Below are 26,055 nucleotides of genomic sequence, written 5' to 3' on the forward strand. Positions count from 1 at the left end.
ACTGCGGTAACGGAATGGACCGACGGCTGCGCTAGCGTGCCATGGCATGAGTACCGATCTATTGGGCAAGAGCGCTCTGGTCACGGCGGCCAGCCGGGGCATCGGCAAGGCGGTTGCGGCGGAGCTGCTGAGCCGCGGCGCAAACGTGTTGATCACCGCACGCAAGAAGGAACCGCTGGAGGAGGCGGCCACCGAGTTGCGCGGTTTGGGCTACCAAGGCCAGGTCATCGCGCTGGTAGGCAACTCAGGCGTCGCAGAGGATCGCTCGACCGCGGTCGAGCGCGCGGTCGCGGAGTTCGGTTCGCTGGACGTCCTGATCAACAACACCGGCATCAACCCCGTGTTCGGCTCCCTGATGGAGGCCGACTTGGACGCGGTGCGCAAGATCTTCGACGTCAATGTGGTCGCGGCACTCGGTTATATCCAGGAGGCATACCAGGCGTGGATGCGCGACCACGGCGGCGCCGTGGTCAACGTGGCCAGCGTGGCTGGCATCCGCTCCACCGGCGTGATCGCGGCCTACGGCGCGTCCAAAGCCGCACTGATCCGACTTACCGACGAACTCGCCTGGCAGCTCGGGCCGAAAATCCGGGTGAACGCGGTCGCTCCGGGTGTGATCAAGACGAAGTTCGCCGACGCGCTGTACTCGGCCGACGAGGAGCAGGCCGCGAGCGTCTACCCGATGAAGCGGCTCGGATCGCCGGAGGACGTGGCGCGGCTGATCGGGTTCCTGGTTTCGGACGAGGCCGCGTGGATCACCGGCGAGACGGTGCGGGTGGACGGCGGGCTGCTGTCCACCGGCGGACTGTGACGATCCGCCCGCACGCAGGCAAACCGCCCTATCGACACGCCGGCGCGCCGAACGTGTCGGCGTGCCGGTAGGGCAGCTATTTCTCCACCGCCTTCGCGTCGACCTCGTCGGTGGCGGTTACCGTGTCACCACCACAACCTCCTTCATCGCTGTCGCTCCCGGGCGGTCGACCCACCCGTGCGGGCTCCGCAGGCTCCGCGCCCGGCCTTACCCGACCGGAGACCGCAGATCAGAGCCGGACGGGCTGGCGCCACTCCGCTCGATCGGGCGGCACGAGCGCGGACGGCCCCTCCTCGATCCCGAATCGTCGATACAGCTTGCGGAACGGTTCCGGCACGTACCAGTTCCAGTCGCCCAGCAACTCCATGGCCGCGGGCAACAGGAATCCGCACACCAGGGTCGCGTCCATCAGCACCGCGAGCGGCAAGCCGATGCCGAACGCCTTCATGAAGGTGATGTCGGAGGCGAGGAAGCCGAGGAACACCAGCGAGATCAGCACCGCCGCCGCCGTAACGATCCGGCCGATCCGTTCCAGTCCCGAGGTGACGGCCAGCGCGTTGGATCCGGTGCGCCGATACTCCTCGCGGATGCGGGCCAGCAAGAACACCTGGTAGTCCATGGCGAGGCCGAACGCCACGCCGAACAACATGACCGGCACCGTCGGCGGCAGGTCACCGGTGACGGTGAAGCCGAGGAACCCGGACAGGTGCCCGTCCTGGAAGACCCAGACCAGCGCGCCGAAGGTCGCGGTCAAGCTCAGCACGCTGAGCAGCATCGCGAGCAGCGGCAGCACCACACTTCCGGTGAGCAAGAACAGCACGACGAGCAGGATCAGCACAACGAAGGCGAGCGCATACGGCAGCGCCGATATCACCGAGTCGATCGCGTCCGCGTTCGCCGCGGCCACGCCGCCGACCAAGACCGGCGTGGCGGCGGGTACGGCGCGAACGTCGCCCGCGATCCGGTCCAGCACAACGGGATCGGTGGTGTCCGGAACCACCGCGAGGTAGGCGGCGTTCACCGCGCGGAAGCGATCATCGGCCGGGGTGGGTGCGGCGAGCAGGCCACCGTGGCTGTAGCTGCCGGTGGAGGTGTCGACCCGGCGGACGTTCTCGATCTTCGACAGCTTCCTGGCGTAGGCGTCCAACCCTGCTGCACTGTAAGCGCTCTCGGGCAGCACGGCGAACAGCCCGTTCTGCTCGGTGGCGGCGAAATCGCGCTGGATCGTCTCGGTGACCTGGCGGCTGTTCATCGACTCCGGCAGCGAACGTTCGTCGGGGAAGCCGAGATGCACGCCGAGGAACGGCGCGCCGAGCACGAGCAGCAGCCCGGTGATCGCGATGCCGATGGGCACCGGCCGCATCATCACGAACCGGGCGAGGCGATGCCAGGCACCCTCGCCCGGGGCGGGCCGCGCGGCGCGCAGGAACCACCACAGCCTTCCGCTGTCGATTCTGGTGCCGAGCAGGAAGAGGATCGCGGGCAGCACGGTCAACGCGACTATCGCCGCGATCACCGCGACCGCGAGCCCCGCGTACCCCATGGACCGCACGGCAAGCGGTGGGAAGAACAGCAGACCCGACAGCGCGACCGCGACGGTGACGGCCGAGAACGCGACGGTGCGGCCCGCCGAGCGCATCGTCGCGACCACTGCGGCCGCGGGTTGCTGCCCGGCGACCAGTTCGTCGCGGTAGCGGCTGATGATCAGGAGGCTGTAGTCGATCGCGAGGCCGAGCCCGAGCAGGGCGGCGACGTCGGTCGCGGTCGCCGCGAGGTCGGTGACACTCGCGATCAGCCACAACGCGCCCATCGTGATCAGCACGGTGACCATGGCGACGACCAGCGGCAGGCTGGCCGCGACCAGACCGCCGAAGACAAGCAGCAACGCGACCAGCATGATCGGGAGAGCGATGGATTCGCCCAGGACCACGTCCTTCTCGCTCTGTTGCACCGTCTCGTGCAGCAGCATCGCGTAGCCGCCGACCCGTACCTCGAGCGGGCCGTGCGTGCCGCCGAAACGGTCGGCGAGATCGCCGACACGCTTCTCGACTTCGGCTTCATCGCCGCGGATGCCGGCCATGATCAGGCCCTTGGTGCCGTCGGTGCTGCGCAGCGCGGGTGATTTTTCGGTCCAGTACGAGGTGACGCCTGCGACGCCTGCGGCGGACGTCAGCTCGGTGACCAGCTTCGTCGCGGCGGCGGCCGAGGCGTCGTCGTCCACCGACGCGCGCGTCTGCACCAGCAGCACGAGGTTCGGGGTGGCCTGGCCGAAGGTTTCGCGGAGGACCTTTGCCGCCTGGCTGGATTCGCTATCGGAGTCGATGTAGCCCCCGCCCTGCACTTTGTCGAACAATGTCGCGCTGAGCGTGCCCATCACCAGCGCGAGCACCGCGAAGGCGCCAAGGATCCACCGGCTGCGCCGCCTGGTCAGCTCGAACACTGCGTTTCCCCTAACTCGTTCCGCCGCACCGTCCTCGGACTCCCGCGGTGTCGCCGGTTCGGCCAACCTGTCCGGCACACCACGACAGCACACCGGTACGCCGAACACCTCCGACCCCTCGACACCGGGGGCCGGATGCGTGCGCCAGCGCCCAGGAATCCTAGCAACGCGGGCGAAATCCCAGTGAGCGAGAACACATTCCGCGTGATGCCGACGGGCGAACGGCATACCTTCGGGACAAGAGCGCCCGGCGGAGCGAACGCGGCGGCTAGGCTCCGACCACCGAGCGAGCGAAAGGGCGGACCAGACGATGCACCGAGGCGCGCCCCGCACGGCGCGACCGTGCCAGGGCACGGCGTGACACCGGACCTCGTCGTCTGCGGGCTCGGCCCGGCCGGTCGTGCCCTCGCCCACCGCGGCTTGGCGCGCGGACTCACGGTCACCGTCGTCGATCCCGTGCCGTACCGCGCGTGGGCGGCCACCTACGCGGCGTGGGCCGACGAGCTGCCGGACTGGCTTGCCCCGGAGGTCGTCGCCGCGACGGTTCGTCGGCCGATGGCGTGGGGAACTCGCGCGCACCACCTCGACCGCGCATATGTCGTGCTGGACACCGCGCGGTTGCACGACTCTTTGCGTCTGACCGGTGCACAGGTAATCACGGACCGGGCGGTAGACATCGCGCGCGACAGCGTGACCCTCGCGTCGGGCACGCCGCTTACGGCCGGCCGGGTGATCGACGCGCGCGGCCTCGCCCGGTCCCCCGCGCGTGCAGAGCAGACCGCCTACGGACTGATCCTGGACGCGGAACATTGCGCGGGCCTCGAGCCACTGTTCATGGACTGGCGCGCCGACCACGGCGCACCGCCCGACGCGCCGCACTCGTTCCTCTACGCGGTGCCGCTGGGCGGCGGTCGGATGCTGCTGGAGGAGACCTGTCTGGCCGGGCGCCCGGCGCTCGCGAGCGCCGAGCTGCGTGAGCGCCTGCATCATCGACTGCGCTCCCGCGGCATCCGGCTCACCGGCACCGAGCCGGTCGAGCGGGTTCGGTTCCCGGTGCAGGGCGGACGGCCCAGCCGCGACGCGTTCGGGGCGGCGGGTGGCTTCCTGCATCCCGCCACCGGATACAGCGTCGGCGCCGCGCTGGCCACGGTCGACGCGGTGGCGGCGGGTCAGGGCGTGTGGCCGACGTCCGCGCGAGCGGTCCACCATCTGCGCGCCGCCGGACTACGGGCGCTGCTGGCCCTGCCGCCCGAAGACATCCCGCTGTTCTTCGATTCGTTCTTCACGCTGTCTCCCGCCGCGCAACGCGCTTATCTCTCGGGTCGCACCGACCTGAACGGCACCGTCGCGGCGATGCGCTCGCTGTTCACGGCTCTGCCCTGGCGGCTGCGACGGCGCGTCGCCGCCGCGACACTCGGAATTCCGGTTCACTCGCGCAGGTGGTAGCGGTTCGGCGATGATGGAGTGCATGAGATCGATCTGGAAGGGCTCGATCGCATTCGGGCTGGTGAACGTCCCCGTGAAGGTGTACACGGCCACCGAGGACCACGACATCCGATTCCATCAGGTGCACTCCGAAGATGGAGGTCGGATCAAATACGACCGCGTCTGCACCGTGTGCGGCAAGTCCGTCCAGTACGCCGATATCGACAAGGCCTACGAGTCGCCCGACGGCGCCAAGATCATTCTGACCGACGAGGATTTCGCGAAACTGCCCGCGGCGGAAAAGCACGAGATCCCGGTGCTGCAGTTCGTGGCGTCGGAGCAGATCGACCCGATCCTGTTCGACAAGAGCTACTACCTGGAGCCGGATTCCAGCACGCCGAAGGCTTACGTGCTGCTGGCCAAGACGTTGGAGCAGATCGACCGCACAGCCCTAGTGCACTTCACGCTCCGCCAGAAGACCAGGCTCGGGGCGTTACGCGTCCGTGACGGCATCCTGGTGCTGCAGACGCTGCTGTGGCCGGACGAGGTCCGCGCGGTCGACTTCGAATCCTTGGACGGCGTCGCCGAACCGCGGCCGCAAGAGATCAAGATGGCCGAGACGCTGGTCGAGACCATGTCCGACGACTTCGACCCGGACCAGTTCACCGACGAGTACCAGATCGAGCTGACGCGCCTGCTCGACGAGGCGATCGCCAGCGGCACCGGCAAGGTGCCCGAGCAGCCCGAGGCCGCGCCCAGCGCGATGGACGCCGAGGTGGTCGACCTCGTCGCCGCGTTGCAGCGCAGCCTCGAGGCGAGCGGACGCCGTTCGGCGGGCGACAAGACCTCCGAGAAGGGCGAGCCGAAGAAGACGGCGAAGAAGACCGCGTCCAGAAGCTCCACGTCCAAAAGCACCGCCGCCAAGAGCACGGCGAAGAAGGCGCCCGCGAAGAAGACCGCCAAGAAGTCCGCGGCCCGCAAAGGCGCATGACCTTGCGGGCCGAATCCCGTTGACACCGGAGCCGGACGCGGAGTTCGTGCCGCACTATGCGCACGCTGATCCGCCGCGGCCGACAGCCACCAGCGCACTATGTCAGAACATGCCGTGCGGGATCAGGTCCGGATCCGGCACCGGCTGCAGCACGTCCCAGTGCTCGGTTATCTTTCCGTCGACCAGTCGCCAGACGTCGACGACGGCGACGCCGCGCGGGTCGTCCTCCGGAATCATGTGGTAGTGCACGACGGCGTACTCGTCATCGGTGATGACGCGTTTCACGTCGATCCGAGCTTTCGCGACCGGGGAGCCGGCCACGAACTCGACGAACGCGTCTCGGCCGGAGGGGTTTCCGGGGCTGTGCTCACGGAAGTCCTCGTGCAGCGCGGCGCGCAGGGCCTCGAGGTTGCCCTCGGCGAACTGCGCGAGTACGTGCAGGACGAGGTTCTTGTTTCGCATGGCGGGGGTGTCGTGTGTCATGCGGTCACCGTCGCAGCCGGGGCGCGCACTGTCGATTACCAGGCATGTAATGGCGGCTCGGTCGCCCATGCGGCGATACTGGCGCAGTGAACCACCATCGCCCGGTCGGCGAACAGTTGCGCGAATGGCGAAGGCGGCGCGGGCTCAGCCAGCTCGAACTGTCGTTGCGCGCGGGCACCTCGGCCCGGCATGTCAGCTTCGTCGAGACCGGCCGCACCATCCCGAGTCCGCCGATGCTGGAGCGGCTGTCCGAACAACTGCACATTCCGCTGCGTGAACGTAATCAGCTGCTGGTCGCGGCCGGGCATGCGCCTGCCTACCGGCACACGCCGCTGGACGACCCGGATCTCGCCGACGCGCGCGCGGCCGTGCGCCGGGTGCTCTCGGGCCATGAGCCGTATCCGGCGCTGGCGGTCGACCGCCGCTGGAATTTGTTGTTTGCCAACGCGGCCGCCCGGATCTTCCTGGACGGCGTCGATCCCGCACTGTGCGAGCCGCGGGTGAACCTTATGCGGATCGGCCTGCACCCCAAGGGTTTCGCGGCACGCCTTGGCAATCTCGACCAGGTGCGCGCCTTTCTGCTCCCTCGGCTGGCCCGCCAGGCGGCGCAGACCGGAGACCTCGAGCTCAGCGCGCTATACGACGAATTGAGCGTGTACTCGCCCACCGAGTCCGTTTTCCTCGACCGCGCCGACATCGCACTGACGATCCACATTCGGCACGAAGACGCGCACCTGTGCTTCTTCAACACCATCACAACATTCGGTGCGGCGTTCGACGTGACACTCGATGAGATCGCCGTCGAAGCGTATTTTCCTGCGGACCGATCGACGTCCGACTATCTGCATGCTTTGGCGCACGACACGTCCACAGCAGCGCCCGGGTAGCCGTCCATCGGGGCCGTCGGCACCGCAGCCCACCACCGCGCGACCCGGCGCTCCTCGAAGAACTGCAGCAGTGCGGCCACGGTGTTCACCTCGTCGCGCGGACGCAGCGCGCCGAACGGAGCGAGCTCAGCCCCTTCCGGCGGCAGTGCCAGAGGCGACCGATGGCCATGTTGCGCACCGTGCGGCGCGGTAGTCCTACGACCGTCCGCTACTTCGGTGCGGGGTGTGAACCGGTAATTCCTCTGCGTACTTCGCCGGGACTGTGCTCGACTCGCGACAGGTCGCGCCTCTTCGACGACTGCAGCTGCCACGGAACGCTGGTCACCATCACCCTGGGTTCGAACAGCAGGCGCGCCTTCAACCGCAGCGAGCTCTGGTTGTGCAGCAGGTTCTCCCACCATCGGCCGACGACATATTCCGGGATGAAGACACTGATGACATCCCGGGGTCCAGCCTGGCGCAGGCGTTTGATGTAGTCGAGGACAGGGCGGGTGATCTCCCGATACGGGGACTCGACCACCTTCAGCGTGATGCTCACGTTGTGCCGTTCCCAATCCTGGCTCAGTAGGCGGGTTTCGGTGTCGTCGACGTTGGCGGTGATCGCGGTGAGGGTGTCCGGGCGGGTGGCGCGGGCGAACTGTACCGCGCGCTGGGTCGCCTTGGTCCAGCCCGACACCAACACGATCGCGTGTACCCGGCTCGGCAGTGTCTCTCCCTCGCCATCATCGATGTCGAGTTCGGCGCGAACCGCCGTGTAGTGGCGGTGGATCAGGTACATCAGCACGACGAGCAGCGGGATCGCGAAGACGACCAGGTATGCGCCGTGGGTGAACTTGGTCACCATCACGACCACCAGAACCACGCCCGTGAAGCAGGCGCCGAACGCGTTGATCGCCCTGGCCCGATGGATGCGCATACGCTCGGCAGGCGTGCCGGCCGTGGCCAGGTCGCGGTTCCAGTGCCGGACCATGCCCGCCTGACACAGCGTGAAGGACGTGAACACACCGACGATGTACAACTGGATCAGGCGCGTGGCCGAACCGTCGAAAGCGTAGATCAGTGTGCCTGCCACGACCGCGAGCAGGATGATCCCGTTGGAGAAGGCCAGCCGGTCACCACGCGTGTGTAGTTGGCGCGGCATGTACCGATCCTGCGCCAGAATCGAATTCAGCAGCGGGAAACCGTTGTAGGCGGTGTTCGCCGCGAGGATCAAGATCAGCGCCGTCGTCACCATGAGGTAGTAGAAGGCCACGTTGTGGCCTCCGAACACGGCCGCCGCAAGCTGGGCGAGCACGGTGCGTTGCGGGTCGGTCCGGCAATCGCCGGGGAAGCCGATCAAGTCGCAGGTGTTCTCGGTAACGCGCGTCTTGGAGATCATGGCGAGCACGGTCACGCCGGAGAACATCACGACGGAGATGATGCCCATTGCCGCCATTGTGCGGGCTGCGTTGAGCGCCTTGGGTTTCCGGAACGCCGGTACACCATTCGAGATCGCTTCCGCACCGGTCAATGCGGTACATCCGGAGGAGAACGCGCGCAACACCAGGAAAGCCAGAGCCGCCGCGCTCAGACCGATGTGCTCGGCATGGATCTCATAGTGAGCGCTCTCGGCGACCGGCGCCTGCCCGAACAGCGACTCGGTCAGGCCGACCACAATCATCACCATGATGCCGGCGACGAAGGCATAGGTCGGCGCGGCGAACGCCCGTCCCGATTCCCGCACACCACGCAGGTTCATCGCGGTCAGAAACGCGATGAATCCGATATTGATCGCGACTCGGTGCGCATTCAGATCGGGAACCGCGGAAATGATGTTGTCCACGCCGGCAGCGACGGACACCGCCACCGTCATCACATAGTCGACGAGCAATGCTGCAGCGACCACCAGCCCCGGAACCGGTCCGAGGTTCTTCGCGACCACCTCGTACGAGCCGCCGCCGGACGGGTATGCCTGCACGACCTGGCGGTAGGACAACACGACAACGGCGAGCAGGACGACGACCGCGCCGGCAACCCAGGGCGCAAGGTGTATGTAGGCGAGCCCACCCAAAGTAAGGATGAGCAGAATCTCCTGCGTCGCATAAGCCACCGATGACAGCGGATCACTGGCGAAGATCGGCAGCGCCAGCCGTTTGGGCAGCAACGTCTCACCGAGCCGATCGCTGCGAAACGGGCGCCCGAGAACTAGACGCTTGACCACATCGACCGGTGAACCCACGATCAGCCAGCCTAAGGTCGACTCGCGGAATTCGGCCTACCCCGTGCCGTAGAGATTCTGTAAAGAATCGGGCGATGATCCGCAAGATCGCATCAAGAAATGGCGCGCCTGGTGAATGCACCGCTAACGTCCGAGCAGCCACATCTCCAATCGTCGAGTGTGCTTACGCAAGGCGTCGAGCCGGCCGCCCCAGTCGTGGGGCAAGGGCGGCCCTCGGAAACTGTCGTGCCACTTGTATTGGACGGAGCGAAGCCGGTATCGAATCCTGCGACGCTCATGTCGGCCCGCCGACCAGCCGCCGTCGACCGCCGAAGTCACCAGTGCCTACCGGCGGCCAGGAGGTGGCACCGGCATTCAGTGGTGTACCGCGTGCTCATCGCCACAGCCGAGGGACCGCGGCCTCGGCTCAGCCCGCCGACCAGCCGCCGTCGACCGGGACGATCGCGCCGTTCACAGAGGACGCGGCGTCGGAGGCCAGGAAGACGGCGACGGCAGCCATCTGTTCGGGCTGGGCGATGCTCTGGTTGAGCGAGATGATCGGCTGCAGGCGGGCTACGCCCGTCGGGTCGAAATTCGCCGCCTCGGCGGCCACGCCGGTCAGGGTGGGGCCGGGCAGGATGGCGTTGCAGCGGATGCCGTCGTTGGCATAGGCCCACGCCACATTCTTGGTGATGCCGACGACGCCATGTTTGGAAGCGGTGTAGGCGATCCCTGCCGCGCCGCCACGGATACCGGCCTCGGAGGCGGTATTGACGATCACGCCGCTGCCCTTGGCGAGCATATGCGGCACGACCGCATGGGTGACCAGGAACGTTCCGGTCAGATTGATGCGCAACACCCGGTCCCACACCTCGATCGGGGTATCGGCAGGCAGCGCCATGGTGTCGAGCACACCCGCGTTGTTGCACAGTACGTCGATGCGGCCGAAGATGTCGAGCGCACGCTGCACCAGGTCGTCGACGGATGCCTGGTCCGAGATGTCGACGCCGACGGCTATGGCCGCGTCGCCGATCTCGGCGGCCGTTTTCTCGGCGTTGCCCAGTGCTATGTCGGCGGCCACCACGCGCGCTCCGGTCGCCGCGAATGCCAAGGCCATCGCGCGGCCGATGCCGGACCCCGCCCCGGTGATCACTACGACCCGACGGTCGCTGTCCGAGTTGCTCATGGCGATCCCTTCGATTCGGGTATCCGGTTACATCGTCCGGGCCACCTAACCGGACAATACTGTCCGGTTTGAGCACAGTCTGCGTGAGAGGGCACGCCGAGTCAACTGAGGTTCGAGGCCTGGACGCTATTGTGCCGAGAGCTGCGGGAACCGCGCTTTCCGGCACGCCTCTCACTCGACCAGACCTGCACGCGATCGAGATCCTGGATCCGTGGGTAAGGGGCCTGGGAATCGCCATCCCGCCGTGAGACGCCACGAAGCCCAGGAAATCCGTCCACTTCACGATCCTGGCGCCGACAGCACAAGCGGCGCGTTCCGACGGCTGTTCGGTTCTGCGACGGCCAGACCGGCCCCATCGAACGAGTCCGGCGCTATCTCGCCTCTGCCGAACTGCGACCCACCTGGCCGGCCGCGGGTGAAATGGACCTCGAGGTCGGCCGGGGCTACTCGCGGAACCGCGCCTCCAGCTCGGCCAGCGTCGCTTGTAGGTCGGCGGGGGGATTGGTCTTGAAAATCCCCTGGTAGCCGGTTTCCGCGCGGATCGCGGCCGCCACCTCCGGATCGTGGTAGAGCTGCGCGAGCTTCAGCAGGGTCGGATTGTCCTTGTCGGCGGCGCGGGCTGCGAACACGTTGATGTACTGCTTCAGTTCCGGCCGCTCGGGGTCGTCGGCGTGGATGACCTCGTCGGCCGTCAGGCCGGCCGGGCGGGCGAAGGTGTCGTCGACGAAGGCGGCGTCGACGCTGCCCAGCGACTGCGCGGTGAGCGTCGGGTCGATGGCTGTGAGCTTCACCCGGGAGGCGTCGATGTCCACGTCCTCGATCTTCGAGTCCCAGCTCGCCCCATTCTTCAGCACGATGAGCCCGGCCGCGGCGAGGCTCAGCAACGGCCGCACCTGGTTGGCCGGGTTGTTGCTCAGCGTGATCTGGCCACCCTTGGGGATGTCGGCCACCGACGTGTGCTTCCGCGAGTACAGCGTCAGCGGGAAGATCTCGGTGGCACCGATCGGCACCAGGGTGTCGTTGTTGCGGACGTTGTAGTTGGCCAGGTACCGCACGTGCTGGAACTTGTTGAGATCGATCCGCCCCTGCGCCAGCGCGGGATTGGGCTGGTTGTAATCAGTGAAGTTGGTGAATTCCACCGTTATGCCCTGCTCGGCGGCCTTCTTCCGGTAAACCGCCCAATGCGGGAGCGACAGATCGTTCACACCGACGCGGATCACGTCGGAGCGATCCGCACCGCCGCAGGCGACCGAGGCGATTGCCAGGGCGGACAGGAGCGGGATCGGCAGAAGTCGGTGGATCAGGCGCATTTCGAGCAAATTAGACAACCGTCCAGTTTTTGTGAAGGATTTCATTCACCACAATTGAAACCGTTGTCGCTCGAACTTCTCGGTCGCTTGGATTACCGGGTTCATATCGCGACGAGCATTCGGGAGCACGAGTGAAATTCCATCGGGTACTGGCGATCCCGGTCCTGGTAGCCACCGCCGCGGCCCTGACCCTGACGGCCTGCGGCACCGACGACGGCTCCTCGGACACGGTAGTGCGAATCGGCACCACCGACAAGGATCACAGCTGGGACGTCTTCGAGCAGCGGGCCAAGGACAAGGGCATCACGCTGCGGATCACCAACTTCTCCGACTACAAACAGCCGAATCTCGCGCTGTCACAGAAGCAGATCGACGTGAATCTGTTCCAGCACCTGCAGTTCCTCGGCGCCTACAACGTCGCGAACAACGACACGCTGACGCCGATCGGCGCCACCTATATCGTGCCGCTCGGCCTGTACTCGAAGAAGCACAAGTCGCTCGGCGAGATCCCGCCGAACGCAGAGATCGCGATCCCGAACGACCCGACCAACCAGGCACGCGCCCTGTTCGTCCTGCAAGCCGCCGGTCTGCTGAGATTGTCGTCCGACACCAAGGCGCCCTCCCCCGCCGACATCGACAAGGGCGCGTCGAAGGTTCGAGTGACCCCGGTGGACGCCGCCCAGACCGCGCTGTCGCTGGCGTCGGTGGACGGAGCGGTCATCAACAACACCTTCCTGGAGCGCTCCGGCATCGACCCGAATTCGGCGCTGTACAAGGATGATCCGAAGAACCCGGCCGCGGAGCCGTACATCAACGCCCTGGTCGCCCGCGCCGAGGACAAGAACAACCCGAAGTATCTGCAACTGGTCGAACTCTGGCACGACCCGGAGGTGCAGAAGGCGCTCAGCGACGTGACCAAGGGTACGGCGGTCGAAGTCCGGCGCAGCGGCCCCGAACTGGAGCCGATCCTGCAGCGGGTGCAGCAGACCATCCGCGACGGCAAGTGAGCGACACGACCGTTCCCGCGGTCGAATTTCGGTCGGTCACCAAGATTTTCGGCACGGGGCCGCAGCGTCAAGTCGCGCTCGACGACATCGACCTGCGCATCGCGCACGGCGAGATCTTCGGCGTGATCGGCTATTCCGGCGCGGGCAAGAGCACGCTGGTCCGATTGATCAACGCGCTGGAGAAGCCCACCAGCGGCACGATCGAAATCTCCGGCACGCCCATCACGGGGGTGCCGGAGGCTCAGGTGCGCCGACTGCGCCGCGACATCGGGATGGTGTTCCAGCAATTCAACCTGTTTCGATCCCGCACGGCCGCGGGGAACATCGAGTATCCGCTGAAGGTCGCGGGCTGGAAGCGTGCCGAGCGTAAGGCGCGGGTCGCCGAGCTGCTCGAATTCGTCGGTCTGTCGGACAAGGCGCGCAGCTATCCGGATCAGCTCTCCGGCGGCCAGAAACAGCGGGTCGGCATCGCGCGAGCGCTGGCGACCTCGCCGTCGCTGCTGCTGGCCGACGAGTCGACCTCGGCGCTGGACCCGGAGACCACCGGAGAAGTACTGCGGCTGCTGACGAAGATCAACCGCGAGCTCGGCGTGACCATCGTGGTCATCACCCACGAGATGGACGTCATCCGGGCGGTCGCCGATCGGGTCGCGGTGCTCGCCGAGGGACGGATCGTGGAACTCGCCGGCACCTTCGAGGTCTTCGCGACCCCGCAGGCGCTGCCCACCCGGTCGTTCGTCGAGACAGTACTGCACAACCGCCCGTCCGAGGACGAGCTGCGCAGGCTCGCCGACCGCCACGGCGGACGCCTGGTCACCGTCGACATCGACGATGGGCGCGGCATCGGCGCGGCGCTGTCCGCGGCGGCGTTCGCCGACGTCCGGTTCGAGGTGGTCTACGGCGGGGTGAGCAGTTTGCAGGACAAGACCTTCGGCAGTCTCACGCTGGCGCTGCACGGCCCCGACGATGCCGTCGACAAGGTGATCGCCGAACTCGATCGCCGAACGGCCTGAAAGGAGTACCGATGCATACGGATTGGGACAAACTGCGGCCGGTGCTGAACGAGGCCATCGGCACTACGTTCTATCTGGTGGCGCTCACCTTCGTAGTCGGCGGCCTGATCGGGCTGCTGCTCGGCACCGCGCTCTACACCACCCGCAAGGGCGGGCTGCTGGCGAACGCGCCGATCAATCTGCTGCTCAACGTGATCGTCAACGTGGTGCGGCCGATCCCTTTCATCATCCTGCTCGCGGCGCTCGGGCCGGTGACGCTCGAGGTGGTCGGTACGACCATCGGCACCGAGGCGGCGGCGTTCGTGATGATCGTCGCGGCGTCGTTCGGCATCGCGCGGATCGTGGAGCAGAACTTGGTGACCGTCGACCCCGGCGTGATCGAGGCAGCGCGCGCGGTAGGCGCCGGCCCGCTGCGGATCATCCTGACGCTGCTGATTCCCGAAGCGCTCGGGCCGTTGGTTCTCGGGTACACCTTCGTGGTGATCGCGATCGTCGACATGTCCGCGATGGCGGGAACCGTGGGCGGCGGCGGACTCGGTGACTTCGCCCTGGTCTACGGCTACCAGCGCTTCGACTGGCAGGTCACGCTCGTCGCGACGCTCATCATCATCGCGGGCGTGCAGGGCATCCAGTTCTTCGGCAATTGGCTGGCCCGAAAAGTATTGCGCCGCTGAATGACTGGGTAGCTCATCGCCGCAGCGGCAGCCCCGGCCATAGACTTCCGCAATGCTCGGATCTACCCGGCGGTCGCCGTACAGGCCGTCAGCCGGACACTGGCGGATCTGGGCACCGCGCTGCCCAGATCCGGGAAGGGCGGGGCGCTGGGACCGAGGACCTCGATGGCGCGGCGTTCGGCTTCGGCGCGGGTAGCGGCCCAGGCCCAGCCGAAGCGGCCGTCGGCGCCGCGGGCCACCGACCCGCAGGCGTTCCAGAATTGCACGACCGCCCGGCAGTCGCGGCTACCACACTGGGCGCGCGCCGCGGTTTCCGCCGCCGCGGCGTCCGGATAGTCCACCGCAGCAGCGACGGCTCCGATGCTTGACGAAAGAGCAAGAGCGCCACAGTAATTCCCGGCCGCGCACGCTTCGCCCGCGACGCCACCCGCCATTGCGCAGGTGGCTGCGGACGCCACCACGACGCCGAGGGCAGCCTTGCGCGGCAATGACATGCGTTCCTCCGTGTCGAACCGAGTCCGGGCTCAGACCTTCGTCCAGCTCACCCGATTTGTCCAAACCATGGGTTCCGCGCGGCGCGGCCGGGCAAGGCCGCGGGGGTGAGGTTCGGGTGGTTCACCACCGGCGCGGTCACCGTGTTGCCGAAGCCGTCACCGGTCGATGGCGGCGACGGAGACTTCGATTCTGGTGTCGTGCTTGTCCTCGGTCCAACGTTGTGCGTCGTAGAGCCACCACCGGTCGATATCGAGGCGATAAAACCGGCGGGGGCCGTCGGCGCGGAATTCGTCGAGCGGCAGCATCCACTCGGCACGGACCGCGGGATCGGGGAAGTTCGATTCGTAGTAGCGGTCGTAGTAGGCGGGCACTTCGTCGGCGGCGACTTCGCGGCACTCGCCGGTGAACTGGGCGCCGTCGATCGGTATTCCCGACGGTGCATCGGAGCCGGTCAGCCCGGTCAAGAAAATCGAGCCCGCGACCTGCGGCGAGTTGGCGATATTCATCGAATGCCGTGCATCACGCAGCGAATACCACAGCAGCCGCAACGGCTGGTGCAGCACGACGTAGTTGACGGTGGACGACCAAGGACCGGCAGGCCCACTGGTGGCGAGAGTGACGAACCGCGCCCGATCGAGCAGGGCACGGCTGCGCAGCGCGAGAGCCGCCGCGTCCGATCCCGGTCCGGGTTGCTCAGGTGTGGGTAGCGGGATGGGAATCATCGGGTCGGTGAGGATTCGGGCGTCGAGGATCTCATACCACTCGTCCTGACCGGTCCGCCGTTTCTCCCATTCCGGATCACGGGACCGAGCGCTGATTTCGCGACGATAGCGGCCCCATTCGGCTTCGTCGGCGAAAGTGACGTGATGCTCGAGGCAGTGCACATCGTCACCGATGGTCACCGTGTACCACCGGGTGCCGAGCACCATATCCAGGTCGGCATAGAACCAGAGCTGGCGGTCTGCGATCCACTGCCAGAACGCTGCCAGATCTGCTCGGGCCTTGACGGTCGGTCGAAACCGGTAGACCAGGTGCAGCATTCGGCGGGCCTTTCGTTCGGATCAGGACAGAAAATCGAGCCAGTCACGGCTCAACGAGGACAAGTACTTGGGAAATCGGTCACGATAACCGCGCGCTAGGTCCCTGTTGTGCGTACGCACGCGTTCGACGTCGAGCTCGTCATCGTCGAGTAGCACCACGGCCGCGAGCGGTTCCACCGTCGCACCACGCCGAATCTTCGCTTCCAGTGCCGACGTCGACAGGAAAAGCCGAGGTAACCCATTGTGTGCGGCGTAATCGATGGGCGCATAACAGGTTGTGACGAAATACGGGTAGCCGTCCCTGCTCGCCGCCTCGTCCGAGCCGAAATACCGGCCGTGCAGGCTGTCGCCATGCCGGTAACATACGGCAACGGTGGCCAGCCTGCCATTTCGACGGCACAGCAAGACTTTTGCGTGGTCGAGCAGGCCTACTCGGCGCTGGGCGGCAAAGACACGCAATATCCACGCGACACCTTGGCCATTGCCGTATCTGCGACGGGTGGCTGCGATCAGCGGGGCGATCGCGGCCTCGATCTCGAGTGTGAGATCGACCCATTCCAGGGTGAAGCCGGCTGCGGTGAAGTCCCGGAGCTCTCGGCGTCGTCGCTTGCGGTTGTGTCCGCCCGCATGCGCAACGAAGTCCGCGGTTCCGTGTGGGGGCACCGCGACCGTAGCCTCGGCAGAATGCAGCAGCACGTGAGCAGCGGGATGCGCGCGCCCGAGTTCTCTCGCGGCACTTACCGGGAGATACGGCATCACCACCCCGGCATGCCCGTTGTCGCGGGCGTAATCGAGTGAACCGGCGAGCAGGTGAGACAACGTCGCCGACCGTTGCGGCCCGGACGTGCAGATCAGGCCGTTGCGCACCGACCGACGGGCGCCGAGCCAGACGAACGGGCGCTGCCAAGGGCCCGGAAGCTCCGGGAAGAATTCCGGCAGATGGAACAGCCCGGGTACTTGCTCGCCATCCCAGAGGGCCGTCGCGCCAGTGATCCGGTTACCGATGCTGATCGTCAACACCGGACGCGGGCCTGCCGCCTCATCGAGGTGGCGCAGCCAGGCATGGCTGCAGAACAGATCGCCCGGTGGAACAAGGCCATCCCATTCGATCGCGCTGATCGCGTCAACGGCTTCGACCTGGCGCGTTTCGATGGATGTGCACAGCATAGTTCGTCCCGAGCTACTAGCAGGTACCGCGATCGTAAAACATCCAACCGGTCGGTGCTGGGTGCGCCGACCAGCGCTCGTACCCCGATTTGGGCATACGCCCCTTCCGCCGTCCCGGCTTCCCTGACGCGGATCAGATCGACCAGTCAATATTCGGCATCCTGAACCGTCGACTTCCGCATCTTGTCGGCGGTGTCGTCGACATCTCCCAGCGCATCACCGATAGTCGGGCAGCTTGTCCGTGGTTTTGGGCGCCATCATGCGTTCCATTCCCGCCATGGATTCCAGCAGTGGTAGGCGGGTGATCGTGTTGCGCACCGCCATGCCGATTCTCGACTTCGGCACCATCAGCCGCAGGTTGGGGCCGACCTGTTGTTTGCGGCCGACGAGGGTGCGGTTGGCCTGTTCGTAGCGGCGGAATCCGATGTGGTGGTCGCCGCCAGCGGCCGCGAGCTCGCCGGCGAGGCGGTAGGCACCGATCAATGCCAGTTCGGCACCGGCGCCCGAGGCCGGGGACGCGCAGTACGCGGCATCGCCGACCAGGGCAACCCTGCCCGCCGACCACGAGTCCATCCGAACCTGTCCGAGGGTATCGACATACAGTTCCGGGTCTGCGAGTACACCCTCGAGCAGTTGCGGTACGTGCCAAGCGCTTTCGTCGGCGAACTCAGCGGCCAACAGTTGTCGCACCGCCACCTGGTCGCGCGGATCGACATCGATTCGCGGGCTACGGAACATGAAATACGCCTTGGCCTGTGCGTGATTGCCCGAGCGGTAGATACCGGCCATGCGGCCGGGGGTATTGAACACCGTCACCCACCGGTCGAGGCCCAGGGCCGAGTCGGCGTTACCGAAGGCGAAGTAGTGGTCCATGTGGTGCACGAAGTCGGACTCTGGGCCGAAGACCAGCCGCCGGACCGTCGAATGCAGGCCATCGGCACCGATCACCAAGTCGAACCGCCGCGCTGGTCCGTGTTCGAAGGAGACGGTGACACCGTCGTCATCCTGCTCGAGGGTCTGAATGCCGTTCCCGAAGACGTATTCGACCGTGTCGGTGGTGATGTCCTGCAGGATCCGAAGGAGATCGCCACGCATGATCTCCACCTCGGCGCTGCCGTATTTGTCCTTGATGCCTTGCATGTCGATATGGGCGATACCATGACCGTCCGCGCGCGCGAACCGCATGCCGGCGACGTCGGCCGCCGAATCCCGCACCCGCGACATGATGCCCATTCGCTCGGCCACCTCGATCGCCTGGTCCCGAACGTCCACGCCTTGGCCACCGGTCCGTAGCCGCGAGGCCCGCTCGATCACGGTCGGCCGGAACCCGTACCGCGCAAGCCAATACCCCAGCGCCTGCCCTGCGATACCCGCCCCCGAGATCAGAATCCGCTCGTTCTTCACGACACATCCCTTGTCTCAAAACTACTGACCGTTGGTCAAACGGAACCGTAATGCACTGACCGACGGTCAGTCAAGGGGTAGGATGATGCACCGTGACCGATGACTCGCGCGTCCGAATCCTGCAGGCCGCGCTCGACCTGTTTGCCGAGCGCGGGTACTACGCCGTCTCCGTACGAGAGATCGCCGAGCAGGTCGGTCTGACGAAAACCGCTGTGCTCTATCACTTCCCGAGCAAAAGCGACATCATCGCCGCCTTGACGGAGCCACTGCTGGTCGATACGGAGGCAGTACTCGCATCCACTCGACACACGCCCGACCCGGAGGCGAGGCGCTGGGCGGTGACGGAAGGGTTGGTGGATACGTGGCTCACCCATCGGCAGTTGCTCCGGATGCAGATGCAGGACCAGGCGCTGTCCGCCGACGGTGCGACGTACGCGCGACTACGTGACATCGCCTTGTCCGCCCAGGGGCTGCTCGCCGGACCCGATGCCGACTTCACCGCCCGCGTGCGGGCCGCTCAGATCTATGCGTCACTCAGCGATCCTGTGGTCATCTTCGCGGATCGACCTGCAGCGGAGTTGCGGGCAGCGATACTCGATGGCGCGCAACGTCTGCTGGGTTCGGCCCGACCTCGACGCGGGGCACCCCGTACCGAACAGGCAGCCGGCACCCCCTCCCGCCGCCCGGGCCGTGGCCGCCCGGGTGCGATGACGGCGGCGATGGTGGAAGCCGCCCGGCGCATGCGGGATTCCGGCAAGTACACCATCGAAGAGATCGCTACCGAACTAGGTGTATCGCGTGCCACCGTATACCGGTATCTGATGCCGGCTACCGATCGGTCCGCCTCATTATGAGATGTTTTTGAGACGACCAGGGGATGAATGTCACCGACGGGCGAGTCCGCATGTTCAGGAATAGCGCACCACCCTGACCCCGTCCATGAGTAGGTCCATGACGCGATGCACCGCCGCAGGGTGATCCTCGTCGGGCCGGGTGTAGATCTGCAACGTCATCATGCGCGCGAGATCGGCAGGGGTGATGTCCGGACGGAGTGCGCCATCGGCGTGAGCTTGCGCCGTGAGACGTGCGATGAGTTCGGAGACCGCCGTGCGTGCCTGAGTCAGGCTGGGATCCGCCTGAATCCGTGCGTGTAGCGCGGGCTCGACGGAGGACGCGAACGCGCCGACACCTGCCAGGACGCATTCGCGCAGGAAGCGGGACAGCGCCGACCAGGCGTCGGCTTCCTCGCGTACCGCCGTCGCGGCCCGGTCGGCCAGGCCGGTCAGATAGGCGTGCGCTGCAGCGGAGATCAACGCGTCGCGGTCGGGGAAGCGGCGATACAGCGTGCCGACGCCCACACCGGCGCGGTCGGCGACCTCCTTCATCGATACGTCGATGCCCTTGTCCCGGAACAGAACCAAGGCTGCCGCGACGATCTGGTCCCGGTTGCCACGAGCGTCAGCCCGGAGGGTCTCGGCCGCCATTGACATCTCCTCCGCAGTAACTGGACGAAATTCTTCCACTTATGCTACCTTATTCGAAGTGGACGAAAATCGTCCACTTAATTGAGAGGTGTGACATGGGCAAGAAGGCACTGATCTCCGGCGCGGGTGTGGGTGGGGCGACGCTCGCATACTGGTTGGCGCACGCGGGATTCGACGTCACCGTCGTCGAGCGGGCCGCGGGCGGGCGTTCCAGCGGCAACCCCATCGATGTGAGGCGGCCCGCGATCGAGGTAGCCGAGAAGATGGGCATCATGCCGCGGCTGCGGGAGGTGGCCTCACCGGTGAACCGGATGAGCTTCGTCGACGCCACCGGCCGTCGGGCAGCAGGTGTCCCGCTGACCATGTTCCAGGGCGAGGCAGGGAAGCGGGAGGTGGAGGTCCCACGCGCCGATCTCGCGTCGATCCTGCTGGAGGCGGGACGCGAGCAGGCGGAATTCCTGTGGGGTGACACGATTACCGACCTGGCCCAGGACGAGGCGGGCGTGGACGTGACGTTCGCCAAGGCGCGGCCCGCACGGTTCGACGTGGTGATCGGCGCGGACGGGTTGCACTCGACGGTGCGGCGACTGGTCTTCGGGCCGGAACACGAATTCCTCCGCCACGCAGGCATGTACGTGGCGACACTGCCGATCGACGCGCCGTTCGGCGACGACACCGAGGTGGTCATCTACAACACCCCGGGCCGGGCGGTGTCGGTGCACCCGACCAAGGGCCGTGCGGTCGCGGCATTCATCTTCCGACATAACGCCGTGCCCGGTTACGACCATCGCGATCTCGACCAGCACAAGCGGCTCGTGGACGAGGCGTTCGCCGACCGCTCGTGGCGGCTACCCGAACTGCTCGACCAGGTACACGCCGCCGACGATCTGTATTTCGACACCATCAGCCGGGTCCGCCTGCCGCGCTGGTCCACCGGGCGCATCGGGCTGGTCGGGGACGCGGCGGCAGCGGTTTCGCTGTTCGGGGACGGCTCCACTCTGGCCATTGCGGGCGCCTACCGGCTCGCCGAAGAGTTGAGCCAGTCCCCGACCGACGTCGCGACGGCCTTCGGCCGGTATGAGACCCGCCACCGGCCGATGGTCGACGCGAAACGGCAGGGATTTCGTTTCGCCCGCGCCATGCTGCTACCGGGTACCCGGCCCGGCATCGCGCTGCGCAATACCGCGGCCCAGCTCGTGCCGGCGGCTGCCGGGGTCGGCCGCAGGCATACCGCGTGACGTTGATCAGCCGCGGTGGCATGGCGGCCGATCGGCCTCGGCTGATCCTCCCGGCAAGTCGACCTGGACGCCGGGCCCGGTCCGAGCGTGTGTACCTGCCTCGAGCCCGCGATTACCGAGTCGACGCCGGGTGCTGGGACGCCGCAGCGGTCGGGCTGAGGTCAGCGCGCGTGAGCTGGTGTTGTGGCGGCTCGGGCAACACCACACGCTCGGTGAGCGTCAGGTCCGCGTCGACGTGCACCAGTGTGCCCGGAACGAGGAGTCGCCACGCCGGATCATCGTCTATCGGCTCGCTCGCGAACACGATGGACGGCTGCCCATCGAGATGCTTCGACCGCGCGTGGATGCGCCACGACTGCAGATCGAAGTCCGCCGACTCGACCGGCTTGCGGCGATCGAGCAAGTACAGCTCGTGGGGCTCGGGATACCGCAGCGCCCACATGTCCGTCGCAGTGCTCAGCAACAGGTTGACGGCATAGATCGGCACGTTCGCCGCCAGCCAGTTCATTGCGTCCAGCAGCCCCGCCTCGACATCGCCCCCGCTCGCCCTGATCGCCGAAGTGACCAACGCGAATACCCGCTCGCTGTCGGTCTGCCCCAGCACGAGATCGGCGGCGCGCAGCTCCGCGAGCCGTGCGTCGAGCACATCCAGCCCGCTGACTACGCCGTTGTGCGCGAAGATCCGGTCGTCCTGCAAGAACGGGTGTGTGTTGCGTACATCGAGCGCACCGGTGGACGCGTACCGGACGTGGGCGATGAACGTCGTCCCCGTCATCTCATGGGCTTCGCAGGCGAATGCGGTGTCCTCCCACGCCGCGATCGGCTGCTTGCTCACCACCGGCTTGCCGTCACCGTTGAACACACCCAGGCCTGTGCCGTCCGGATTCCGGGTGCTTTGGACGGACAGGTTGTCGGGCGCGTCCAGCAGCCAGAACGTCGCCGTCACCACGGCGCGCCCCGCGTGCAAGCCGAACAGGCGGCACATGTTGCCTACCGTACGCTCTGCGGCGGCTCGATTGCGGCTTTCTGCGACTACCTCTGTGGGCGAAGGGACTCGAGCGTCCGGTCCGCGCTCGCACGCGCAGATCCACTTCGGTGCGGCGCCACCCGCGTTGTCGCGCAGACGGACAACCTCGACTATCAGCGGTCGATCATCCGCATCTGTTGCTCGTTGTGGTGATCGCCCGCAGGCGGTGTGAGGTTGTTGAGCTTCTCGATCTGTTCGCCGGTCAGCTCGAAGCGGTCGGCGGCGGTGTTCTCCTCGACGCGGGCGACTCGTTTGGTGCCGGGAATCGGGGCGATATCGTCGCCTTGGGCCAGCAGCCAGGCCAGCGCCACCTGCGCTGGTGTGGCGCCCACTTCGGCGGCGATGGCTGCGACTTGGTCGGCGATGCGCAGGTTCTGCTGGAAGTTCTCGCCGGTGAAACGTGGATTGGTGGCGCGGAAGTCGGTGGGGTCGAACTGTTCGGTCGAGCGGATCGTCCCGGTGAGAAAGCCGTGGCCCAGCGGCGAGTAGGGCACGAAGCCGATGCGCAGCTCGCGCAACAGCGGCAACACCTCGGGCTCAGGGTCCCGTGTCCACAGGGAATATTCCGACTGCAGGGCCGTGATCGGGTGCACGGCGTGGGCGCGGCGGATCGTGTTCACACCGGCCTCGGACAGACCGATATGGCGGATCTTCCCCTCGGTGACCAGGTCGGCCAGGGTGCCCACGGTGTCTTCGATGGGGGTTTCACGGTCGACCCGGTGCTGGTAGTAGAGGTCGATGTGGTCGGTGCCCAGCCGCCGTAGGGAGCCTTCGACCGCGGTGCGAATGTTGTCCGGGCTGCTGTCGAGGGTGCCGGGACCGCCACCAGCGTGTGCGACCATGCCGAACTTGGTGGCGAGCACAACCTCGTCGCGGCGGCCTTTGATGGCTCGCCCGACGAGTTCCTCGTTGGTGAAGGGCCCGTAGATCTCGGCAGTGTCGATGAGGGTGACGCCCAGATCGAGGGCGCGGTGGATGGTGCGGATCGATTCGGCGTCGTCGGTGCCCGCTCCGGTGTAGGCGAACGACATGCCCATCGCGCCCAAGCCGATGCGCGCGACGTCGAGATCCCTCAGTCGGATGTGCTTCATCGCTCATTTCTCCTTGTCGTGGATGTGGGCGGCGTCGGTACGGGGCCGAGTGGCCGTAGTTGCCGCCCGCCGGATTCAGGGCTGGATGAGGACTTTCAGTGCGCTGCGATCGGCCATGGCTCGGTAGCCGTCGGGTACGCCGGCGAGGCCGATGGTGCGGTCGAACACCTTGCCGGGCTCGAGCACGCCGTCGAGCACGTCGGGCAGCAGTTCTTCGATGTAGGCGCGGGCCGGTGCCGCACCGCCGGTGAGAGTGATGTTGCGCATGAGCGTGTCGAAGCCCATGGGGACGTCGGTGTACTGGGACACGCCGAGCCTGCTGACCACGCCACCGTCGCGGACGACGCCGAGCGCTGTCTCCAGCGACTGTCGTGTGCCGACGCACTCGATGACGGCGTGGGTGCCGTCCCCGCTCATCAGCTCCCGCACTCGCTCGACGCCTTCCTCGCCACGCTCGGCCACCACGTCGGAGGCACCGAACTCGCGGCCTAGTTCGGTCCGGTCCTTGTGGCGGCCCATCAGCAGGATCCGCTCGGCGCCAAGACGTTTGGCGGCCAAGACCGCCGAGAGTCCGACCGCGCCGTCGCCGATCACGGTCACCGACTTGCCCGGTGCGACCCGGGATGTCACAGCGCCGTGGTGGCCGGTACAGAACACGTCCGACAGCGTCAGCAGCGACGGCAGCAGTGCCGAGTCCTCGCCGACGGGCAGCTTGACCAGCGTGCCCTGCGCCTGCGGCACCCGCACCGCCTCACCCTGACCCGCGTCCACGCCCGGCCCACCCCACCGGCCGCCGTGGCGGCAGGAGGTCTGTAGGCCCTCGGCGCAGAAATCGCAGGTGTTGTCCGCCCACACGAATGGCGCAACCACGACGTCCCCGCGCTTCAGTCCGGACACCTCCGAGCCGATGTCCTCGACTACACCGAGGAACTCGTGTCCCATTCGCCTGCCCTGCGGCGCGGCGGGCATGGAGCCGTAGGGCCACAGGTCGCTGCCGCAGATGCAGGACCGCAGCACCCGCACGACGGCGTCCGTTCGCTCGTGCAATTTCGGGTCGGGGACGTTCTCCACTCGAACGTCGCCCGCGCCGTACATCACGGTTGCTCGCATATTTTCTTCCTCTTGTCAGGACGGTTATGGCCGGGGTGTCAGTCGGATGGTTTGGGCCGCTGCTTGTTCGACGACGACACTGCCGACGATCGCAGGACCGTAGCGCTCATATTTGGCGTGGTAGGCCGCGTCGATGGCGCGGTGAGCATCCGATGCGGCCTCGGTGAAGGTCACGTCGCGCTCCAGGCCGTCGGCGCTGATGCGGCCGACGCCGCTGGACCGGGCCCGCCGGAACCACGGGTTGGCGGGGCCGTAGGCGGAGCGCACGTACAGGTTGTCGCCCGTGCACACGACCCAGATGGTCATGTAGGGACGTAGAGTGCCATCGCTTCGCCGTGATGCGATTTGCAGCTCTTCGCGATGACCGATCGTGTGTAATTCGTCAGCCGTCCAAGCTGCCATTGCGTTCCCCTTCAAGGGTGATCCGGATCGAGGTTCGAGCGGCCTGGTTCGGCCGTCTCGCCCAGGAAACCCCGGAACGATCTGGGGTGGGAGACCCTGCTGTGCCAGGTACTGGCAGAACCTCCCACTCCCGCGGCGAGCGTCGTAGCGTGACGCTATGGACAGACGCTCGGAGATCCGCGAGTTCTTGCGTTCTCGGCGGGACAAGATCACCCCGGAACAGGCGAACCTGGCCAGCTACGGCCGCAACCGGCGGGTACCCGGTCTGCGCCGCGAAGAGGTGGCCATGCTCGCCGGTGTCAGCGTCGACTATTACACCCGCCTCGAACGCGGCAATCTCAACGGAGCCTCCGACGAGGTACTCGATGCGCTGGCCCGCGCCCTGCAGCTCGACGAGGCAGAGGCCGTGCACCTGTTCGACCTGGCCCGGGCAGCACAGGCGAAGCCGAGTCCACGGCGCGGCACCTCCGCACAACATGTCCGACCGAGCCTGCAGCGGTTGCTCGACGCGATAACCGGTGCGCCGGCCTGGGTGCGCAACGAGCGGATGGATTTTCTCGCGGCGAACCAGCTCGGGTACGCCCTCTATTCGGAGCTGTTCACCAACCCCGTCCGACCGGCGAACAACGCCAGGTTCGTCTTTCTCGATCCACGCTCACGCGAGTTCTACCTCGACTGGGAGACCGGAGCCAACGACATCGTCGCGATCTTGCGCAGCTACGCCGGTCGTAACCCGCACGACCGAGGCCTCACCGACCTCATCGGGGAACTGGCGACCCGCAGCGAAACATTCCGCACCAAGTGGGCCGCGCACAATGTCCGGTTCCATCGCACGGGTCGCAAACGACTCCATCATCCTGTGGTGGGCGATCTCGAGCTCGCCTACGAAGCGATGGAGCTTCCCGCAGATCCGGGATTGACCATGTTCGCCTATACCGCTGTTCCCGGATCCGCCTCCGATGAACGGCTGAGACTCCTCGCCAGCTGGGCAGCAACTGATGCTCGAGCCGTACGCCACGAGCCCGTGTCAATGGCCATTTGTGGGTCGCCGCTGGTGGCCGGGTGAAGTCCCCACCCTCTTGCAGGGGGTGGGGTGTTAGGTCAGGGGCGTTCACCTCGCTTGGTGCGGTTTTTCATGCGGTAGGAGTCGCCGTCGGTGATGACGACTGTGCA

24 protein-coding genes are annotated in these 26,055 nt (G+C 66.7%); 10 read left to right on the forward strand and 14 right to left on the reverse strand.

Annotated elements, in window-relative coordinates:
- Nucleotides 1-46: 46 nt before the first annotated feature.
- A complete protein-coding gene (locus AB4Z47_RS26350; RefSeq protein ID WP_441954615.1) occupies nt 47-811 on the forward strand; it encodes an SDR family oxidoreductase in 765 nt (254 codons plus the stop codon).
- A 229-nt stretch (nt 812-1,040) separates the two neighbouring features.
- Here AB4Z47_RS26350 and AB4Z47_RS26355 read toward each other — a convergent pair whose 3' ends face one another.
- On the reverse strand, nt 1,041-3,329 hold the full coding sequence (locus tag AB4Z47_RS26355; RefSeq protein WP_441954617.1) for an MMPL family transporter: 2,289 nt from the start codon (nt 3,327-3,329) through the stop codon (nt 1,041-1,043).
- A gap of 264 nt (nt 3,330-3,593) precedes the next feature.
- Between AB4Z47_RS26355 and AB4Z47_RS26360 the strand changes: the two genes are divergently transcribed.
- Both AB4Z47_RS26360 and ku read left to right on the forward strand, forming a co-directional pair.
- Complete coding sequence (locus tag AB4Z47_RS26360; RefSeq protein ID WP_441954619.1) at nt 3,594-4,697, forward strand: lycopene cyclase family protein; 1,104 nt, start codon at nt 3,594-3,596, stop codon at nt 4,695-4,697.
- A 22-nt stretch (nt 4,698-4,719) separates the two neighbouring features.
- Complete coding sequence (gene ku / locus AB4Z47_RS26365; protein ID WP_441954621.1) at nt 4,720-5,667, forward strand: non-homologous end joining protein Ku; 948 nt, start codon at nt 4,720-4,722, stop codon at nt 5,665-5,667.
- Nucleotides 5,668-5,769: 102 nt separating this feature from the next.
- Here ku and AB4Z47_RS26370 read toward each other — a convergent pair whose 3' ends face one another.
- The gene (locus AB4Z47_RS26370; protein ID WP_441954623.1) at nt 5,770-6,150 is read right to left on the reverse strand and encodes a nuclear transport factor 2 family protein; all 381 of its coding nucleotides are present in this window, start codon (nt 6,148-6,150) and stop codon (nt 5,770-5,772) included.
- 86 nt (nt 6,151-6,236) lie between these two features.
- On the opposite strand from AB4Z47_RS26370, the gene AB4Z47_RS26375 reads away from it, so the two are divergent.
- Nucleotides 6,237-7,037 carry a helix-turn-helix domain-containing protein gene (locus AB4Z47_RS26375; protein WP_441954625.1) on the forward strand — a complete coding sequence of 267 codons (801 nt, stop codon included), beginning with the start codon at nt 6,237-6,239 and terminating at the stop codon, nt 7,035-7,037.
- Between the two features lie 208 nt (nt 7,038-7,245).
- Here the strand turns inward: AB4Z47_RS26375 and AB4Z47_RS26380 are convergent, their stop codons facing one another.
- The 3 genes from AB4Z47_RS26380 to AB4Z47_RS26390 all read right to left on the reverse strand — a co-directional run bounded on the left by AB4Z47_RS26380 (nt 7,246) and on the right by AB4Z47_RS26390 (nt 11,748).
- Nucleotides 7,246-9,255 carry an APC family permease gene (locus tag AB4Z47_RS26380; RefSeq protein WP_441954627.1) on the reverse strand — a complete coding sequence of 670 codons (2,010 nt, stop codon included), beginning with the start codon at nt 9,253-9,255 and terminating at the stop codon, nt 7,246-7,248.
- Nucleotides 9,256-9,661: 406 nt separating this feature from the next.
- Entirely contained in the window at nt 9,662-10,420 is a 759-nt protein-coding gene (locus AB4Z47_RS26385) for an SDR family NAD(P)-dependent oxidoreductase (protein WP_441954629.1), read from the reverse strand.
- Between the two features lie 443 nt (nt 10,421-10,863).
- A complete protein-coding gene (locus AB4Z47_RS26390) occupies nt 10,864-11,748 on the reverse strand; it encodes a MetQ/NlpA family ABC transporter substrate-binding protein (protein WP_441954631.1) in 885 nt (294 codons plus the stop codon).
- A 113-nt stretch (nt 11,749-11,861) separates the two neighbouring features.
- Here AB4Z47_RS26390 and AB4Z47_RS26395 point away from each other — a divergent pair, with 113 nt between their 5' ends.
- Genes AB4Z47_RS26395 through AB4Z47_RS26405 form a run of 3 tightly spaced genes read left to right on the forward strand, consistent with a single transcriptional unit; the run spans nt 11,862 to nt 14,424 of the window.
- Nucleotides 11,862-12,737 carry a MetQ/NlpA family ABC transporter substrate-binding protein gene (locus AB4Z47_RS26395; protein ID WP_441954633.1) on the forward strand — a complete coding sequence of 292 codons (876 nt, stop codon included), beginning with the start codon at nt 11,862-11,864 and terminating at the stop codon, nt 12,735-12,737.
- Nucleotides 12,734-13,750: a methionine ABC transporter ATP-binding protein gene (locus AB4Z47_RS26400; protein ID WP_441954635.1), complete on the forward strand. Its 1,017-nt coding sequence runs from the start codon at nt 12,734-12,736 to the stop codon at nt 13,748-13,750. Before AB4Z47_RS26395 ends, AB4Z47_RS26400 begins: the two co-directional genes overlap by 4 nt.
- 11 nt (nt 13,751-13,761) lie before the next feature.
- Nucleotides 13,762-14,424: a methionine ABC transporter permease gene (locus tag AB4Z47_RS26405; RefSeq protein ID WP_441954637.1), complete on the forward strand. Its 663-nt coding sequence runs from the start codon at nt 13,762-13,764 to the stop codon at nt 14,422-14,424.
- Between the two features lie 62 nt (nt 14,425-14,486).
- On the opposite strand, the gene AB4Z47_RS26410 is transcribed toward AB4Z47_RS26405, so the two are convergent.
- From AB4Z47_RS26410 to AB4Z47_RS26425, 4 genes are all read right to left on the reverse strand, one after another.
- The gene (locus tag AB4Z47_RS26410; protein ID WP_441954639.1) at nt 14,487-14,918 is read right to left on the reverse strand and encodes a DUF4189 domain-containing protein; all 432 of its coding nucleotides are present in this window, start codon (nt 14,916-14,918) and stop codon (nt 14,487-14,489) included.
- Nucleotides 14,919-15,074: 156 nt separating this feature from the next.
- Nucleotides 15,075-15,959, reverse strand: a complete 885-nt coding sequence (locus tag AB4Z47_RS26415) for a pyridoxamine 5'-phosphate oxidase family protein (RefSeq protein WP_441954641.1) — start codon at nt 15,957-15,959, stop codon at nt 15,075-15,077.
- A 21-nt stretch (nt 15,960-15,980) separates the two neighbouring features.
- Nucleotides 15,981-17,126, reverse strand: coding sequence for a peptidogalycan biosysnthesis protein (locus AB4Z47_RS26420; protein WP_441954643.1), 1,146 nt, complete (start codon nt 17,124-17,126; stop codon nt 15,981-15,983).
- A 216-nt stretch (nt 17,127-17,342) separates the two neighbouring features.
- Nucleotides 17,343-18,530: an FAD-dependent monooxygenase gene (locus AB4Z47_RS26425; protein ID WP_441954645.1), complete on the reverse strand. Its 1,188-nt coding sequence runs from the start codon at nt 18,528-18,530 to the stop codon at nt 17,343-17,345.
- A 92-nt stretch (nt 18,531-18,622) separates the two neighbouring features.
- On the opposite strand from AB4Z47_RS26425, the gene AB4Z47_RS26430 reads away from it, so the two are divergent.
- Nucleotides 18,623-19,384, forward strand: a complete 762-nt coding sequence (locus tag AB4Z47_RS26430; protein WP_441954647.1) for a TetR family transcriptional regulator — start codon at nt 18,623-18,625, stop codon at nt 19,382-19,384.
- 54 nt (nt 19,385-19,438) lie between these two features.
- Here AB4Z47_RS26430 and AB4Z47_RS26435 read toward each other — a convergent pair whose 3' ends face one another.
- Nucleotides 19,439-20,014, reverse strand: coding sequence for a TetR/AcrR family transcriptional regulator (locus AB4Z47_RS26435; protein WP_441954649.1), 576 nt, complete (start codon nt 20,012-20,014; stop codon nt 19,439-19,441).
- A gap of 95 nt (nt 20,015-20,109) precedes the next feature.
- Here AB4Z47_RS26435 and AB4Z47_RS26440 point away from each other — a divergent pair, with 95 nt between their 5' ends.
- Nucleotides 20,110-21,252 carry an FAD-dependent monooxygenase gene (locus AB4Z47_RS26440; RefSeq protein ID WP_441954651.1) on the forward strand — a complete coding sequence of 381 codons (1,143 nt, stop codon included), beginning with the start codon at nt 20,110-20,112 and terminating at the stop codon, nt 21,250-21,252.
- 112 nt (nt 21,253-21,364) lie between these two features.
- Here AB4Z47_RS26440 and AB4Z47_RS26445 read toward each other — a convergent pair whose 3' ends face one another.
- From AB4Z47_RS26445 to AB4Z47_RS26460, 4 genes are all read right to left on the reverse strand, one after another.
- On the reverse strand, nt 21,365-22,237 hold the full coding sequence (locus tag AB4Z47_RS26445; protein ID WP_441954653.1) for a class II glutamine amidotransferase: 873 nt from the start codon (nt 22,235-22,237) through the stop codon (nt 21,365-21,367).
- A 155-nt stretch (nt 22,238-22,392) separates the two neighbouring features.
- Complete coding sequence (locus tag AB4Z47_RS26450) at nt 22,393-23,370, reverse strand: aldo/keto reductase (protein WP_441954655.1); 978 nt, start codon at nt 23,368-23,370, stop codon at nt 22,393-22,395.
- 75 nt (nt 23,371-23,445) lie between these two features.
- Nucleotides 23,446-24,480, reverse strand: a complete 1,035-nt coding sequence (locus tag AB4Z47_RS26455; RefSeq protein ID WP_441954657.1) for a zinc-binding dehydrogenase — start codon at nt 24,478-24,480, stop codon at nt 23,446-23,448.
- 24 nt (nt 24,481-24,504) lie between these two features.
- Nucleotides 24,505-24,882 carry a DUF2255 family protein gene (locus tag AB4Z47_RS26460; RefSeq protein ID WP_441954659.1) on the reverse strand — a complete coding sequence of 126 codons (378 nt, stop codon included), beginning with the start codon at nt 24,880-24,882 and terminating at the stop codon, nt 24,505-24,507.
- Between the two features lie 157 nt (nt 24,883-25,039).
- On the opposite strand from AB4Z47_RS26460, the gene AB4Z47_RS26465 reads away from it, so the two are divergent.
- Nucleotides 25,040-25,948 carry a helix-turn-helix domain-containing protein gene (locus tag AB4Z47_RS26465; protein ID WP_441954661.1) on the forward strand — a complete coding sequence of 303 codons (909 nt, stop codon included), beginning with the start codon at nt 25,040-25,042 and terminating at the stop codon, nt 25,946-25,948.
- Nucleotides 25,949-26,055: the final 107 nt, after the last annotated feature.

Source organism: Nocardia sp. 2TAF39, assembly GCF_052114905.1.
GTDB lineage: Bacteria > Actinomycetota > Actinomycetes > Mycobacteriales > Mycobacteriaceae > Nocardia.

Bases quoted from the DNA above. Each gene is read 5' to 3' on its own strand.
- AB4Z47_RS26460 (WP_441954659.1), bottom strand. From the start codon at position 24,882: ATGGCAGCTTGGACGGCTGACGAATTACACACGATCGGTCATCGCGAA.
- AB4Z47_RS26450 (WP_441954655.1), bottom strand. From the start codon at position 23,370: ATGAAGCACATCCGACTGAGGGATCTCGACGTCGCGCGCATCGGCTTG.
- AB4Z47_RS26455 (WP_441954657.1), bottom strand. From the start codon at position 24,480: ATGCGAGCAACCGTGATGTACGGCGCGGGCGACGTTCGAGTGGAGAAC.
- AB4Z47_RS26465 (WP_441954661.1), top strand. From the start codon at position 25,040: ATGGACAGACGCTCGGAGATCCGCGAGTTCTTGCGTTCTCGGCGGGAC.
- AB4Z47_RS26410 (WP_441954639.1), bottom strand. From the start codon at position 14,918: ATGTCATTGCCGCGCAAGGCTGCCCTCGGCGTCGTGGTGGCGTCCGCA.
- AB4Z47_RS26370 (WP_441954623.1), bottom strand. From the start codon at position 6,150: ATGACACACGACACCCCCGCCATGCGAAACAAGAACCTCGTCCTGCAC.
- AB4Z47_RS26445 (WP_441954653.1), bottom strand. From the start codon at position 22,237: ATGTGCCGCCTGTTCGGCTTGCACGCGGGGCGCGCCGTGGTGACGGCG.
- ku (WP_441954621.1), top strand. From the start codon at position 4,720: ATGAGATCGATCTGGAAGGGCTCGATCGCATTCGGGCTGGTGAACGTC.
- AB4Z47_RS26385 (WP_441954629.1), bottom strand. From the start codon at position 10,420: ATGAGCAACTCGGACAGCGACCGTCGGGTCGTAGTGATCACCGGGGCG.
- AB4Z47_RS26415 (WP_441954641.1), bottom strand. From the start codon at position 15,959: ATGCTGCACCTGGTCTACCGGTTTCGACCGACCGTCAAGGCCCGAGCA.
- AB4Z47_RS26435 (WP_441954649.1), bottom strand. From the start codon at position 20,014: ATGGCGGCCGAGACCCTCCGGGCTGACGCTCGTGGCAACCGGGACCAG.
- AB4Z47_RS26405 (WP_441954637.1), top strand. From the start codon at position 13,762: ATGCATACGGATTGGGACAAACTGCGGCCGGTGCTGAACGAGGCCATC.
- AB4Z47_RS26420 (WP_441954643.1), bottom strand. From the start codon at position 17,126: ATGCTGTGCACATCCATCGAAACGCGCCAGGTCGAAGCCGTTGACGCG.
- AB4Z47_RS26350 (WP_441954615.1), top strand. From the start codon at position 47: ATGAGTACCGATCTATTGGGCAAGAGCGCTCTGGTCACGGCGGCCAGC.
- AB4Z47_RS26440 (WP_441954651.1), top strand. From the start codon at position 20,110: ATGGGCAAGAAGGCACTGATCTCCGGCGCGGGTGTGGGTGGGGCGACG.